We start from the raw sequence: 13,589 nt of genomic DNA on the forward strand, positions 1-13,589 counted from the left end.
CTCACAAACTAAGGGGACCACAGGTGAAGACCACATCTGCTGGTCAGAACACGGCCTTCCACCCAGCAGCGAAACCCCACCCCCCTGCCCAGCTCCACAGGAGTCCGTTCCCTCCCCGGCCTGAAGGCCAAGGTTCCCTCGGAGGTACCAGATGAAGCGCCGTACCGGATTCCTCGTCGGCGGTGCCGCGCTGGCCGCCGCCCTCGGCGCGGGCGCCCTGGTGTACGACGGCGGGAGCGTGGAGACCGCGGACGGCCGCGGTGACCTGCCGCCGGCGACCGCCCCCGTCACCCGCGCCGACCTCGTGCAGTCCACCACCGTGGACGGCACGGTCGACTTCGCCCAGCGCCGCCCGGTCAAGGCGGCCGTCCCGGGCACGGTGACGGTCGCGGCCCGGGAGGGCGCCAAGGTCACCCGCGGCCGGGCGCTGTACGAACTCGACGACAAGCCCGTCACCCTGCTGTACGGCCCGGTTCCCGCCTTCCGTGAGATGACGGTCGGCGCCCGCGGCAGCGACGTGCTCCAACTGGAGCGCAATCTCGTCGCGCTCGGCTACGGCAGCGGGCTCCGCGTCGACCCGCACTTCGACGAGGCGACGGAGGCCGCCGTCAAGCGGTGGCAGAAGTCGCTCAACCGCACGCCGTCGGGCACGGTCGGCAAGGGGGACGTCGTCTTCCAGCCCGCGGAGGTCACCGTCGTACGGGCGGACGCGGCGCTCGCCGACCAGGTGGGGCCGGACACGGCCGTCCTCACCGTCGCGTCCACCCGGCCCGTGGTCCGCGCGGAGCTGGACCGGGCCGACGTGTCGCTGACCGCGCCCGGCACCCGGGTCGAGGTGACCCTGCCCAGCGGCGCGACGGCCCGGGGCGAGGTCACGGGCACGGTCCGCCCGGAGGACCCGGGCGAGCCGGCGGCCGGGCCCGCGCAGGACTCCGTCGTCGTCGAGGTCGCCCTGGAGGGCGGGGCGTCGGCGGTCTCCGAGGAGGACGCCAAGGCCACCGCGAGCGTGCGGTTCGTCCGGGAGAGCCGCAAGGGCGTCCTCACGGTCCCGGTGGAGGCGGTCGTCGCCCTGCGCGGTGCGGACGGCGGTTACGGTCTCCAGATCGTCGAAGGCGACACGTCCCGGATGGTAAGGGTGGAGACGGGGATGACGGCGGACGGCCGCATCGAGGTCAGCGGCGCACAGCTCGCGGAGGGCCAGGAGGTCGGGGTGGCCAAGGAATGACGACCCCGCACTCCCCCGCCGCCGCGCAGGACGCCCTCCCCCGCGAAGCGGTCACCGCACCCGGGGCCGTGCCCGTCGTCGAACTGCGCGACGTCGGCAAGGCGTACGCGGGCGGCGTGCACGCCCTGCGCGGGGTCAGCCTCACCGTCCACGCCGGCGAACTCGTCGCGATCGTCGGCCCGTCGGGCTCCGGGAAGTCGACGGTGCTCAACATCGTCGGCACGCTCGACGCGCCCACCACGGGCACCGTCCGCGTCGCCGGGTACGACGTGGCCCACCTGTCCGACGCCCAGTTGTCGGCGCTGCGCGCCCGTCACATCGGCTTCGTCTTCCAGCACTTCCACCTGGCGGCGGGCCGCGACGCGGTCGACAACGTCGCGGACGGGCTGCTGTACGCGGGGGTGCCCCGCAGGCAGCGCCGGGCCCGCGCCCGCGTCGCGCTCGAACGCGTCCGCCTGGGTCACCGCCTCGGCCACCGGCCGGCCGAACTGTCCGGCGGGGAGAAGCAGCGCGTCGCCATCGCCCGCGCGCTGGTCGGCGAGCCGGACCTGCTGCTCGCCGACGAGCCGACCGGCGCCCTGGACACGGCGTCCGGCCGGGTCGTGGTGGACCTGTTGCACGAGTTGAACGCGGCGGGCACCACCGTCTGCGTCATCACCCATGACCACGACGTCGCGGACGCGCTGCCGCGCCGGGTCCGCTTCCGGGACGGCGAGGTCGTCGCCGACTCCCTTACCGCGAAGGCGGGTGCACGATGAGTTCCCGCGCCCCGCGCCCGCCGCGGCTGCGGCCCGCCCGGCTGGCGCCGGTCGACGTGCTCCGGCTCGGGGCGGTCGGGTTGCGCGCCCGGCGCGCCCGCGTCGTGCTGTCCGCCCTCGGCATCGCCATCGGGATCGCGACGATGGTCGCGGTGGTCGGTCTGTCGCACTCCAGCAAGGCGGACCTGATGGCCCGGCTCGACCGGCTGGGCACCAACCTGCTCACCGTGGAGGCCGGCAAGGACGCCGAGGGCAACGAGGCGAAGCTGCCGAAGTCGGCGGTGGCCATGGTCGAGCGCATCGGTCCCGTCCAGCACGCGACGGCGACCGGCGACGTGCCCGCCCGGGTCCGGCGCAGCGACGTGGTGCCGAAGGAGCGGACCGCGGGCGTCAGCGTCCAGGCGGCGCGCACCGACCTGCTGACGGCGCTGAACGCGGAGGTGGCGCAGGGGACGTGGCTGAGCGCGGCGAACGAGCGGCTGCCCGTCACGGTCCTCGGTTCGATCGCCGCCCAGCGCCTGGGCGTCACCACGCCGGGCGAGAAGATCCTGATGAACGACGAGTACGTGGTCGTGGTCGGCGTCCTCCGACCGGTGGAGCTGGTCCCCACCCTGGACCGGGTGGCGCTGGTCGGTTTCCCCGCGGCGGAGCGGTACCTGGGTTTCGACGGCCATCCCTCGATGCTCTTCGAGCGTTCCCCGGACGCCACCGTGGAGGACGTGCGCACCGTGCTGCCCCGTACGGTCAACCCCGGTGACGAGGGCTCCGTCAAGGTGTCGCGGCCCTCCGACGCGCTCGCGGCGAAGGCGGCCACCGACCGGGGCCTGACCGCGCTGATGTTGGGCCTGGGCGCGGTGGCCCTGCTGGTCGGCGGGGTCGGCGTGGCGAACACCATGGTGATCTCGGTGTTGGAGCGCCGTCAGGAGATCGGGCTCCGGCGGGCGATCGGGGCGACCAGGGGCGCGGTCCGCGCCCAGTTCCTCACGGAGTCCCTGCTGCTGTCCGCGCTCGGTGGCGCGGGCGGCGCCGTCCTCGGCACGGCGGCCACGTTCGGCTTCGCGCTGGCACAGGGCTGGACGCCGGTGGTGCCGCCGTGGTCCGTGACGGGCGGCTTCGCGGCGACGCTGGTCATCGGCGTGTTGGCGGGGCTGTATCCGGCGGTGCGGGCGTCGCGGCTGCGGCCCACGGTCGCCCTCAGCGCGACGTGACGCGCCGGCCGGTGGACCCGTCCGCCGGCCGGTCGCCGTCGGGCAGGGCGGACAGCGGTCGGGCGACGTCCTCCAGGGAGCGGCCTTCGGCGGCGACGGCGAAGAAGGCGGCGACCAGTCCGGCCGCGACCATCAGGGCCGCGCCGATGCCGAAGGCGAGCACGGCGTCCAAGACGACGCCGCTCTCCGTCAGCCCGGCGAAGACCAGCGGACCGGTGATGCCGCCCGCCGCCGTGCCGACGGCGTAGAAGAAGGCGATGGACATCGCCCGGGTCTCCATCGGGAAGATCTCGCTGACGGTCAGATACGCCGAACTGGCGCCCGCGGACGCGAAGAAGAGCACCACGCACCAGCAGAGCGTCATCGTGACGGCGTTCAGCACGCCGGCGCCGAAGAGGGCGGCGGTGGCGAAGAGCAGCAGCCCGGACAGCACGTACGTGCCGGCGATCATCGGCCGTCTGCCCCAGGTGTCGAAGAGGTGACCGAGGAGCAGCGGGCCGAGGAAGTTGCCGAGGGCGATCACGGCGAAGTAGTAGCCGGTGCTGCCGCTCGGCACGTCGAAGAAGCGCACCAGGATGGAGCCGAAGCCGAAGGTGATGGCGTTGTAGAGGAACGCCTGGCCGACGAAGAGCGCGAACCCGAGGACGGCGCGCCGGGGGTAGCGGCGGAAGACCGTGCGGGCGATCTCGCCGAAGCCGATGGTGCCGCGCTGGTGGATCGTCATCGTCGCCGTGGCGGGTGGCAGCGGTTGTCCGCGTTCCCCTTCGATCCGGTGCTCGACGTCGTCGACGAGCCGTTCGGCGTCGGGCGCCCGGCCGTGGATCAGCATCCAGCGGGGGCTTTCGGGCACGTGGCGGCGGACCAGCAGGATCACCAGGCCGAGGACGACCCCGAGGCCGAAGGCGAGGCGCCAGCCGACGTCCGCGGGGAAGAGGGCGGTGTCGAGAGCGACGACGGACAGCAGGGCGCCGCCCACCGCGCCGAGCCAGTAGCTGCCGTTGATGATGAGGTCGACCCGGCCGCGGTACCTGCTGGGGATCAGTTCGTCGATGGCGGAGTTGATGGCCGCGTACTCGCCGCCGATGCCGAAGCCGGTGAGGAAGCGGAAGAGGAAGAACCACCAGGCGGAGAAGGAGAGCGCGGTCATCGCGGTGGCCGCCAGGTACACCGCGAGGGTGACGAGGAAGAGCCTCTTGCGGCCGTAGCGGTCGGTGAGCCGGCCGAAGAACAGCGCGCCCGCGCAGGCGCCCGCCACGTACAGGGCCGCCGCGACGCCGGTGACCTGGGCGTCGGTGATCGTCAGTCCGCTGCCGTCCTCGGAGATCCGGCTGGCGATGGATCCGACGACGGTCACTTCCAGGCCGTCGAGGATCCACACGGTGCCGAGGCCGACGACGATCATCCAGTGCCACCGCGACCACGGCAGCCGGTCGAGGCGGGCGGGCACCGCGGTGGTGACGGTGCCCGTCGCGTCACGTGCCTGCTGGGTCATCGCCGTCGCCTCCCGACCGGACGCCGACCCCCGCGGGCCGGCCGCCGCGCCGATCAGCCGTACCACGCGCGCCGCACGGGCAAACCCCCGTGCGGCGCGGTCGGCTCACCCGCGGGGTGGCGCTGCGGGCGTACGCCGTCCCGCGGCGTGGAGGATCGCCGACGCCCGCGGGTCGGCGGCGAGCGCGGACGGGGCGAGGACGGTGTTGCCGTCGAGCACCACGCCGTCCGGGGCCTCGCCGGGGTCGGCGTCCCAGACGTTGTCGGTGAAGGTCACCCGGTCCAGCGGCGGCCAGACCGTCAGGACGACCGGGGCGTGCGAGCTGTGGACGACGTTGGCTTCGACGGTGACGTGGGCGGCGCCGTAGTCGGTGTAGATGCCCCAGTTCCAGGGGGTGACGGTGTCCCGGACGACGTTGCCGCGCAGCACCGCTCCGCTCTCGTACGAGTCGCCCTGGGGGCCGGACACGTAGATGCCGCCGCCGTCGGCGAGCACCTGCATGGTGTGGTGGACGAGGTTGTTCCGCACGTGGGTGCCGCGCCCCTCGTACACCACGATCCCGTTGTGCGGCACGTCGTCGACCTCGTTGTGGGCGATGACGGTGGCGGTGGCGCCGGTGACCAGGACGGCGGGCGAGCCGTGGTAGTCGAGGCCGACGCGGTGGACGTGGTTGTTCTCGATCCGGTGGTCGCGGGCTCCCTCGCCGATCGTCAGGCCGCCGCCGGCGATGTCGGCGACCTCGCTGTCGAGGACGGCGTTGCCGGCGCCCGCGCCCCGGAACTCCACGGCGACGCCGCCGAGTCGGACGAAGCGGCAGCCTTGCAGGGTGACTCCGTGGCACTCCTCGAAGAGCAGGTTCCCGGGGATGCTCGCTTCGTCGTCGGGGACGGTCACCTGCCCCTGTCCGTCGGCGAAGGTGACGGTGCTCAGGTCGCCGCCGTTGTCGTAGCCGTTGCCGTGGTAGTGCAGGAAGCCCTGCGGGGTGCTGGGGTGCAGCCAGGTGGCGTCGGCGAAGGTGACGCCCTGGAAGGTGAGGTCGCTGACGCCCCGGGCGTGCAGCAGCGTCTCCAGGACGGGTGCGACCACGCCCGTCGGGCCGTCGGTCGACGGCGGGGCCGCGCCGTCGCCGTGGTGCGGGCGGTAGTGCAGCACGGTGCCGGTCGTGGCGAACGTGCCGTCGGTGAGGAAGGCGGGGCTGTTCTCGGCCGCGGTGGGGGCGTCCACGCCGTGGAACTCGCCGGCGCCGGGCCCCTCCCAGCGCAGGACGGAGTGGTACAGGCGCGTCGCCCGCGCGAAGGCGGGGGCGGCCATGGTGATGGTGGTGGAGCGGGCGTCGCCGGTGACGGCCGCGACCCGGCAGCGGCCTTCGGACCAGGGGTAGGCGCCCCGGTAGACGAACTCGACGTCCCCCGTCCAGGACCCCGGTCCGCCGTCCTCGACGGTGTAGCCGTCGGGGGTGCGGACGAGGGGGACGCCGGCCAGCGGGATCGCGGCGCGTTCGACGCGGCGGCCGTCGGCGTAGAGCTGGCGGGGTGCGGGGCCGGGGAGTTCGGCGCGGTGGGTGCCGTCGTCCCCGGTGCTCCACTGCGCGATCTCGTGTCCGCCGCTGATCACCACCTCCTCCTGGTCCGGGGTGCCGTAGCCGTGGGCCCGGTAGACGACGCCGGAGTGGGCGGCGGTGAGCCGGAAGGTGTCGGTCAGGCGGTACGTACCGGCGCGGAGTGCGACCACGGTGCCGGGTCCTGCGGCGTCGCGGGCCCGCTCCAGCGTGGCGAACGGGCGCTCCGCGGTGCCCGGTCCCCGGTCGTCGCCCTGCGGATCGACGAAGAACATCAGGATCCTCCCCTGTCATGTGTACGGCGTACACTTCTGGTAGACAACATACACGCGAGGAACGAGGGAGGTGCGCCATGACGGACGTGGAGCGCAGCACCGCACTGCTGTGGGGCACCGGAGCCCGGCGCGGGCTCAGCCTGGAGCGGATCGTGCGCTCCGCGGTCGAGTTGGCGGACACGGAGGGGCTGCGCGCGGTGTCGATGCGGCGACTGGCCGAGCGGCTCGGCTTCACCACGATGGCGCTGTACCGGCACGTGCCGGGGAAGGCCGATCTGTTGGCCCTGATGCGCGACGCCGTCTTGGCCGAACTCGCTCCGACCGAAGCCCCGACCGAGGCCGCCCCCGCCGCCGCGCCCGCCGCCACGGGCAGTGACTCCGACGGCTGGCGTGCGGACCTGGAGGCATGGGCGCGCTCCGGCATCGAGCTCCAACGACGCCATCCCTGGCTGGCCGACCTGGGCGAAGAGCGTCAGATCCCGGGGCCGCACGGGGTGGCGTCCTTCGAGCGCGCCCTGAGCGTCGCAGCCCGCACGGGCCTGCCGCCCGCCCAGGTCATCGCGGTGGTGACGCTGGTGGGCGACTTCGTCGACGGCGCCGCCCGCAAGCTGGCGCTCGCCTCCCGCACCGAGCAGCGCACCGGCGTCAGCGACGAGGAGTGGTGGGGCGCACGCTCATCCCTGTACGACCAACTCGACGAGCGCTATCCGACCTTGACCCGGCTGTACGAGGAAGGGGGGTACGAGGCGCCACTCGACCCCTTCGAGTTCGGCCTGCGGCGGGTGCTGGACGGGGTGGAAGCCCTGGTGGCCGTGGCGGGCCAGCCACCCGAGCGTAACGAAAGTCGTAACGTAAAGACGTGCGCATCCTGCGGGAAGCCCGTCGAGCACAGCGCCACCGGCCGCCCCCGGACGTACTGCTCCCCCGCCTGCCGACAGCGGGCGCATCGACGGCGCGGCGCCACCACTTCCTGACCGACGGGGCACACCCCTCGCACCTTTTCTTGGCCGGCCACATATTGAAAATTAAAACTTTTCTGCTGGGGTTCAAAGCGCCTTGACTTCAAGTCGAGTTGAGGTTGCATCCTGGGGTCATGACGCAGACCACGACGGCGCACAGCCCGTCCACGCCCCCTGCCGGCTTCGACGACCTCGGGCGGCTGATGTCCCTGATGACCGGGGACGAGAAGCACGGCCCCGCCGCGACCTCCACCCTCGACGCGCTGTGGGTGCTCTACGACCGGGTGCTGCGGGTGACCCCCGCCACCGCCGACGACCCCGACCGGGACCGCTTCCTGCTCTCCAAGGGGCACGGGCCGATGGCCTATTACGCCGTGCTCGCCGCCAAGGGCTTCTTCCCCGAGTCGCTGTTGCCCGGCTTCGGCGGCTATGCGTCCCCGCTGGGGCACCACCCGGACCGGGTACTGGTGCCCGGTGCGGAGATCGGCAGCGGCTCGCTCGGGCACGGACTGCCGATCGGCGTCGGCACCGCCCTCGGGCTACGGGCCCAGGGCCGCACCGACTCCCGGGTGTGGGTGCTGATCGGAGACGCCGAGTTGGACGAGGGCAGCAACCACGAGGCCATCGCCTACGCCGGCTCCGCCGGCCTCTCCTCGCTGCACGCCCTGGTCATCGACAACCAGTCGGCCACGCACGGTTGGCGCGGCGGCATCGCGTCCCGCTTCGAGGCCGCCGGCTGGTCCACGGCGACCGTGGACGGCCGCGACCACGACGCCCTGCACGCCGCGTACACCGAACCCCACCCCGGGCGTCCGCACGCGGTGGTCGCCGTGGTCGAGCCGAGGGACGGCACCCCGCCCAAGGAGGCGTGAGCACCCCCGCTCCGCCACTGCACTCCCGCACCCCATCCGTCGCACCACCCACCCGAGGGACTTCCGCCATGGACACCATGCGTGACCGCTTCATCTCCACCACCTCCCAACTGCTCGACGAGGATCCGCGCCTCGCCGTCGTCCTCGCGGACATCAGCGCCGACGGCTTCGCCCCCGCCCAGCGGGCCCACCCGGACCGGGTCCTCAACGTCGGCATCCGCGAGCAGTTGCTGGTCGGCGTCGGCGGCGGGCTGGCGCTGGCCGGACTGCGGCCCGTCGTCCACACCTTCGCCAGCTTCCTGGTCGAGCGCCCCTTCGAGCAGGTCAAGCTGGACCTCGGCCATCAGGACGCCGGGGCCGTGCTGGTCAGCGCCGGCGGCTCGTACGACTGGCCGGCCGGCGGCTTCACCCACATGTCACCGGGCGACGTGGCCCTGCTCGACACGCTCGACGGCTGGACGGTCCACGTACCGGGCCACCCGGACGAGGCGGAGGCGCTGCTGCGCACCGCGGTCCGGGGCGACGACCGGGTGTACGTGCGCCTCTCGCTCCAGGAGAACGCGCAGCCGCTGCCCGTCACCGGCGGGGAGTTCCTCACCCTGCGCGAGGGCGGCGCCGGCGTCGTGGTCGCGGTGGGACCGATGCTGGACGCGGTGACGGAGGCGGTGGAAGGGCTGGATGTGACGCTGCTGTACGCCACGACCGTGCGCCCCTTCGACGGCGCCGGGCTGCGACGGGCGGTCGACGGGGCCGGCGCCGACGTGGTCGTCGTCGAGCCGTATCTGGCCGGCACCTCCACCGGCGCCGCGAACGACGCCCTGGCCGACGTGCCCCACCGGGTGCTGGGCCTCGGGGTGGGACGCAAGGAGCTGCGCCGCTACGGGCAGATGGAGGAGCACCTGGCGGCGCACCGCCTCGACGCGGCCTCCCTGCGCAACGACATCACCCGCTTCCTCGGCACCCGCTGACGCGGCCCGCCGTGCCGTCACGCCCACAGCAGTACGGCGCCGAGCAGCAGCAGGTTGCACACCCCCTGGGCCGCGGCGCACGCCAGCGCCGACCCGGTGACGGCGCGAGCGATGCCCAGGGCGAGGCCCATGAAGAAGACCGACGGCAGGACGCCGCAGACCACCTTCACGTTCAGCGGGTTCAGGCCGTAGTCGCCGAGGTGGACCGCCGCCCAGCCGGCCGCGGTGACGACGATGGCGACCCGGGTGTTCCAGCGCTCCTCGACCGCGTGGAAGAGGACGCCGCGGTAGCAGACCTCCTCGACCAGGGGGACGAGGACGCCCATGGCGAGCACCATGGCCACCGCGTCCGCCCAGGGCGCCCCGGGGACGAGCCCGTCGAAGATCCTCGGCACCCACGACGTCCAGTTGTCGTCGGCGGTGCCGAAGACGGCGCGGTTGGCGAGGAACGCCTCCGCGTAGACGAGGGCCACGACGACGGTGCAGACCACCAGTGCACCGGTGCGGTCGCTGCGGCGCACGCCCATGGCGGGCCAGTGCTCGCGGCCCACGACGAGCAGGGCGACGGCGCTCAGCCCCACGGACAGCGCCATCAGCGGGAAGCTGAAGGCACCGGCGACCCGGACCGCGGCGAGCAGGGCGAAGAGGACGACCGCCGTGGTCAGCAGATCGGCCTCGGAGCGCCGGCGCAGCCGGGCCAGGGGCCCGGCCGGCCGGGTCGGCGGTGCGGATCGGGGCGGGGTCATCGCCCTCACCCCGCCCCGGCGCGCCGCGGGGTGCGTCGGCGCAGGGTGGGGAACCACCAGTTGTAGCGCCGGAGCAGCAGCAGGGTGGCGGGCACGAACAGGATGCGGATGACGGTGGCGTCCAGCAGTACGGCGGTGCCGAGGCCGGCTCCGTACTGTTGCAGCATCAGGGTGGAGGACAGCGCCATCGTACCGAGGCTGCCGGCCATCACGAGGCCGGCGGCGTTGATGACCCGGCCGGTGTCCACGACGGCCGCCAGGGTGGCCTCGTCCTGCGGATGGCCCTTGCGGATCAGATCGCGCACCCGGGTGACCAGGAAGATCTCGTAGTCCATGCCGAGCCCCATCATCAGCACGGTCAGGAAGATCGGGAGGTCGTCGATGACGACCTCCCCGCGCAGGTGGTGGAAGACCAGCACGGTGATGCCGATGGCCCACACGTTGCTCAGCATGATGGTGGCGATCAGCCGCAGCGGGACGAGCAGGGACCGCAGGGTGAGCGCGAGCATGACGAAGACGCCGATGCTCACCAGGGCGACCATCTGCCAGAAGCTGGTGCGCAGGGCCGCCCCGTACTGCAGGTCCACCTGGGTGGCGCCGCCGATGGTCAGCTCTCCGACGTCCCCGCCGGCGGCGCGCAGCACGTCGTCCAGCCGGTCGACCGTGTCAGCCGCCGCGGCCGAGTAGGGGTCGTCCTTGAGCACCACCACGAAGCGCAGGGTGCCGTCGCGGGCGACGTGGTCGCCGAGGAAGGCCCGGTCCTGGCGCTGTTGGGCGGCGTCCCAGGGGCGGCCGAAGGGCTGGGTGGCGGAGTCGACGCCGGCGACCCCCTCGGTGGCGGCGATGCGTTCGGTCAGCCGGGTCACGACCTGCCGTCCCTGGTCGGTGAGTTGGCCGTCGCGCACCACGCCGTCGGCGGCCTCGCCCACGACGGTGGTGGGCAGCACGGCGCTGTCACCCCACGCGGACGCGAGGGCCTCGTACCCCGTGCGGGAGTCGGTGACCGGGCTCAGCTTCACCGGGTCGGACGTGGAGCGGTTGCCGGCGGCCAGCAGGGCGAAGGGCACCGTGGCGGCGAGGAAGACGAGGACGACGGCGACCTTGCGGCGGCGGGCGAACTCGGCCGTGCGCCGCAGGTGCCGGCCCATGGCGCCCTGCCGCTCCAGGTCGGAGAGGGGCGCGCGGCCCAGGGCGAAGAAGCGGTCCCCGAACAGCACCAGCAGACAGGGCGTGAGGGTGAGGGCGGCGGCGAACACGATGGGGATGCCGACGAGTCCGCCGTACCCCAGCGGGGGGATCCAGTCGACCGGGGACAGCAGGGTCGCGCCGAAGGCGAGCACCACGGCGCCGGCGGCCAGCAGCATGCTCTCGCCGGCGTGGACGGTGGCGTGCAGCGCGGCGTCCCTGGGATCCCGACCGGCGATGCGCTCCTGTCGGTAGCGGGAGGACAGCAGCATGCTGTAGTCGACGCCGGCACCCAGCATCACGAACTGCATGATGGTCATCGTGAACTGGGTGAGCGTCACCTGGTGGGAGAGGCCGAAGAGCGCGGCTTCGCTGACGCTCATGGACAGGCCCACCACCGCCAGGGTGAGGACGGCGGGGACGAGGGCCCGGAAGAAGAACAGCAGGACGACGAAGATGATGACGTACGCCACCGTCTCCATCAGCGCGGTGTCCGACTCGGCCTTGTCGTAGGTGTCGTGGATGAGGGCGAGTTCGCCGGTGACGTGGACGTCCGCGGCACCGTCCGCGCCGGCCGCGGACAGCGCGCCGCGGGCGGTCCCGCGCAGCCAGTCGACGTCCGGGTCGCGGTCGCCGCCGACGGGGTGGGCGACGGACACGACCGCGGTTCTGCCATCCTTCGCGATCAGCCGGTCCACCACGTCGGCGGGCACCGGCAGGGGGAAGTCGCGCCAGTCGGCGGCGACGGCGGCGCTGCGGGCGACGGTGGCCACCTGCGCCTCGTCGGCGGCGCGGGCGGTCTCCCGCGCGGCCGGGACGAGGGCCGGCGGGACCGTCCCACGGCGGGCGAGGGCGTCGACCGCGGCGGTGCGTTCTCCGACCGTCGCGCCAGCCCCGCCGATCTGCCGCCACAGCCCGGTGAGGAACTGCACGGTGGCGTCCCGGTAGACGGTGTACGCCGACGAGGTGGCCGCGACGTCGCCGCTGCGCCGCCTGGCGTCGAGCCGTTCGTCGAGGTCGGCGAGGGCGGCCCGGATCTGCGGGGTGTTGACGTCGGCGGCCTTGAGGACGACGGTGAGCTCGCGCTCGGAGCGCTGCGGGAAGGAGCGCTTGGTCAGGTCGTCGACGCGGGCGCTGCTGGTGCCGGGAACGACCTTGGACGCGCCCTGGTCCGTGAGTTGGGACGCCAGCCGACCGCCGATGGGCATGCAGACCGCGATCAGCACGGCCCAGAGCAGGATCACGGTCTTGGGACGGGCGATGAGCCGGCGGGCGAAGGCGTGCAGTGCGCGGTGCACCCGTCCGCCGTCGGACGGGGAGCCGTCCGCGCCCGGGGCGGCCGGCGGCGCGGGCCGGGTGACAGGGGGGTTCGTCATCCGACGCCGACCTCCTCGCCGCGGGCGTCGGGGCGGCCCTGGCGGGACGGGACGGGCTTGTGTCCGGTGACGGTGACGAAGGTGTGCTCGATGTCGAGTCGGCCCTCCCGGCGCAGCAGGTCGGCCAGTCCTTCTTCCACCCGGCGCAGGACGAGCTGTTCCCGGCCCCGGTCCACGGCGGTCTTGAAGCCGGCCGCCGCACCCGACCGCTGGACCCACTCCAGGACCGCTGCCGGGGTGTGCGCGGGGATGACCTGGGAGCCGTCCCGTTGGACGTCGACGCTCAGCCCGGCCTTGGTGAACCAGCGCGCCACCTCGGCGGCGTCCTTCGGCAGGGCCACCCGGATCAACCCGGTGAGCAGGGAGGGGTCGTCGGCGAAGACCTCTTCCAGCCGGGTGGTCAGCGCGCGGTGGGCGTCGGCCCTGGTCTCGATCACCATCACGTGGCCGCCTGGCCGCAGGACGCGTTCCACCTGGGCGAGGAGCCGGGCCGGCTTGGCGTAGCAGATGGCCCAGCCCACGACGACCACATCGGCGCTGCCGGTGGGCAGGCCGGCGATGAAGCCCTCCATGTCGCCGTCGGACAGCTCCAGGTGCAGCCCGGGCGACGGTTCGACGAGCGGCAGCACCTTGCGTCTGGCGACCTCCAGCATGCCGATGGACTTGTCGACCGCCAGCACGGCCCCGTGGCCGTCGAGTCTGCGGATGATGCCGGCCGTCAGATGGCCGGTGCCGCAGGCGAGTTCCACCACCGTGTCGCCGGGTGCGACGGGGACCTCGTCGAGGGCGGCGGTGGAGTGGCCGCCCATCACGGGGCTGAAGTAGGTGTCGTAGTCGGAACTGGCCGCGTCGTAGTCGGCCGTGGGGTCGGCGTGCGCCCGGCTGAGGGTGAGGCGCAGTGCTCGGGCGGCGAGACCTAAGCGGGACATGAGGACTCCTCGGTGCGGAAGGGGTTGCGGTACGGGGG

General features: G+C 73.4%; 11 protein-coding genes. 6 read left to right on the forward strand and 5 right to left on the reverse strand.

Going from position 1 to position 13,589, the window contains the following annotated elements; translation table 11 throughout:
• Window positions 1-151: 151 nt before the first annotated feature.
• Genes AB0E05_RS14320 through AB0E05_RS14330 form a run of 3 tightly spaced genes read left to right on the forward strand, consistent with a single transcriptional unit; the run spans window position 152 to window position 3,191 of the window.
• A complete protein-coding gene (locus AB0E05_RS14320) occupies window positions 152-1,225 on the forward strand; it encodes a peptidoglycan-binding domain-containing protein (RefSeq protein WP_361962922.1) in 1,074 nt (357 codons plus the stop codon).
• Entirely contained in the window at window positions 1,222-1,983 is a 762-nt protein-coding gene (locus AB0E05_RS14325; protein WP_361962924.1) for an ABC transporter ATP-binding protein, read from the forward strand. Before AB0E05_RS14320 ends, AB0E05_RS14325 begins: the two co-directional genes overlap by 4 nt.
• Window positions 1,980-3,191: an ABC transporter permease gene (locus tag AB0E05_RS14330; protein WP_361962926.1), complete on the forward strand. Its 1,212-nt coding sequence runs from the start codon at window positions 1,980-1,982 to the stop codon at window positions 3,189-3,191. Before AB0E05_RS14325 ends, AB0E05_RS14330 begins: the two co-directional genes overlap by 4 nt.
• On the opposite strand, the gene AB0E05_RS14335 is transcribed toward AB0E05_RS14330, so the two are convergent.
• Together AB0E05_RS14335 and AB0E05_RS14340 are read right to left on the reverse strand one after the other, a co-directional pair.
• Window positions 3,178-4,683, reverse strand: a complete 1,506-nt coding sequence (locus tag AB0E05_RS14335; protein ID WP_361962928.1) for an MFS transporter — start codon at window positions 4,681-4,683, stop codon at window positions 3,178-3,180. The genes AB0E05_RS14330 and AB0E05_RS14335 overlap by 14 nt on opposite strands.
• Before the next feature lie 105 nt (window positions 4,684-4,788).
• The gene (locus AB0E05_RS14340) at window positions 4,789-6,516 is read right to left on the reverse strand and encodes a right-handed parallel beta-helix repeat-containing protein (RefSeq protein ID WP_361962930.1); all 1,728 of its coding nucleotides are present in this window, start codon (window positions 6,514-6,516) and stop codon (window positions 4,789-4,791) included.
• 77 nt (window positions 6,517-6,593) lie between these two features.
• Here AB0E05_RS14340 and AB0E05_RS14345 point away from each other — a divergent pair, with 77 nt between their 5' ends.
• The 3 genes from AB0E05_RS14345 to AB0E05_RS14355 all read left to right on the forward strand — a co-directional run bounded on the left by AB0E05_RS14345 (window position 6,594) and on the right by AB0E05_RS14355 (window position 9,315).
• Window positions 6,594-7,490, forward strand: a complete 897-nt coding sequence (locus AB0E05_RS14345; RefSeq protein WP_361962932.1) for a TetR/AcrR family transcriptional regulator — start codon at window positions 6,594-6,596, stop codon at window positions 7,488-7,490.
• Window positions 7,491-7,609: 119 nt separating this feature from the next.
• Window positions 7,610-8,347, forward strand: coding sequence for a transketolase (locus AB0E05_RS14350; RefSeq protein ID WP_361962934.1), 738 nt, complete (start codon window positions 7,610-7,612; stop codon window positions 8,345-8,347).
• 68 nt (window positions 8,348-8,415) lie between these two features.
• The gene (locus AB0E05_RS14355) at window positions 8,416-9,315 is read left to right on the forward strand and encodes a transketolase (RefSeq protein ID WP_361962936.1); all 900 of its coding nucleotides are present in this window, start codon (window positions 8,416-8,418) and stop codon (window positions 9,313-9,315) included.
• A 17-nt stretch (window positions 9,316-9,332) separates the two neighbouring features.
• Here AB0E05_RS14355 and AB0E05_RS14360 read toward each other — a convergent pair whose 3' ends face one another.
• The 3 genes from AB0E05_RS14360 to AB0E05_RS14370 are packed head-to-tail and all read right to left on the reverse strand — an operon-like array spanning window position 9,333 to window position 13,551.
• Complete coding sequence (locus tag AB0E05_RS14360) at window positions 9,333-10,061, reverse strand: CPBP family intramembrane glutamic endopeptidase (protein WP_361962938.1); 729 nt, start codon at window positions 10,059-10,061, stop codon at window positions 9,333-9,335.
• Between the two features lie 5 nt (window positions 10,062-10,066).
• Window positions 10,067-12,622 carry an MMPL family transporter gene (locus AB0E05_RS14365; RefSeq protein ID WP_361962940.1) on the reverse strand — a complete coding sequence of 852 codons (2,556 nt, stop codon included), beginning with the start codon at window positions 12,620-12,622 and terminating at the stop codon, window positions 10,067-10,069.
• Complete coding sequence (locus tag AB0E05_RS14370; RefSeq protein ID WP_361962942.1) at window positions 12,619-13,551, reverse strand: methyltransferase domain-containing protein; 933 nt, start codon at window positions 13,549-13,551, stop codon at window positions 12,619-12,621. The genes AB0E05_RS14365 and AB0E05_RS14370 overlap by 4 nt, the downstream gene beginning before the upstream one ends.
• Window positions 13,552-13,589: the final 38 nt, after the last annotated feature.

The organism is Streptomyces sp. NPDC048057 (genome assembly GCF_040653095.1).
Lineage (GTDB): Bacteria > Actinomycetota > Actinomycetes > Streptomycetales > Streptomycetaceae > Streptomyces.

Coding starts and splice junctions, on each gene's coding strand:
- AB0E05_RS14335 (WP_361962928.1), bottom strand. CDS start 4,683: ATGACCCAGCAGGCACGTGACGCGACGGGCACCGTCACCACCGCGGTG.
- AB0E05_RS14350 (WP_361962934.1), top strand. CDS start 7,610: ATGACGCAGACCACGACGGCGCACAGCCCGTCCACGCCCCCTGCCGGC.
- AB0E05_RS14320 (WP_361962922.1), top strand. CDS start 152: ATGAAGCGCCGTACCGGATTCCTCGTCGGCGGTGCCGCGCTGGCCGCC.
- AB0E05_RS14345 (WP_361962932.1), top strand. CDS start 6,594: ATGACGGACGTGGAGCGCAGCACCGCACTGCTGTGGGGCACCGGAGCC.
- AB0E05_RS14330 (WP_361962926.1), top strand. CDS start 1,980: ATGAGTTCCCGCGCCCCGCGCCCGCCGCGGCTGCGGCCCGCCCGGCTG.
- AB0E05_RS14365 (WP_361962940.1), bottom strand. CDS start 12,622: ATGACGAACCCCCCTGTCACCCGGCCCGCGCCGCCGGCCGCCCCGGGC.
- AB0E05_RS14355 (WP_361962936.1), top strand. CDS start 8,416: ATGGACACCATGCGTGACCGCTTCATCTCCACCACCTCCCAACTGCTC.
- AB0E05_RS14370 (WP_361962942.1), bottom strand. CDS start 13,551: ATGTCCCGCTTAGGTCTCGCCGCCCGAGCACTGCGCCTCACCCTCAGC.
- AB0E05_RS14325 (WP_361962924.1), top strand. CDS start 1,222: ATGACGACCCCGCACTCCCCCGCCGCCGCGCAGGACGCCCTCCCCCGC.
- AB0E05_RS14360 (WP_361962938.1), bottom strand. CDS start 10,061: ATGACCCCGCCCCGATCCGCACCGCCGACCCGGCCGGCCGGGCCCCTG.
- AB0E05_RS14340 (WP_361962930.1), bottom strand. CDS start 6,516: ATGTTCTTCGTCGATCCGCAGGGCGACGACCGGGGACCGGGCACCGCG.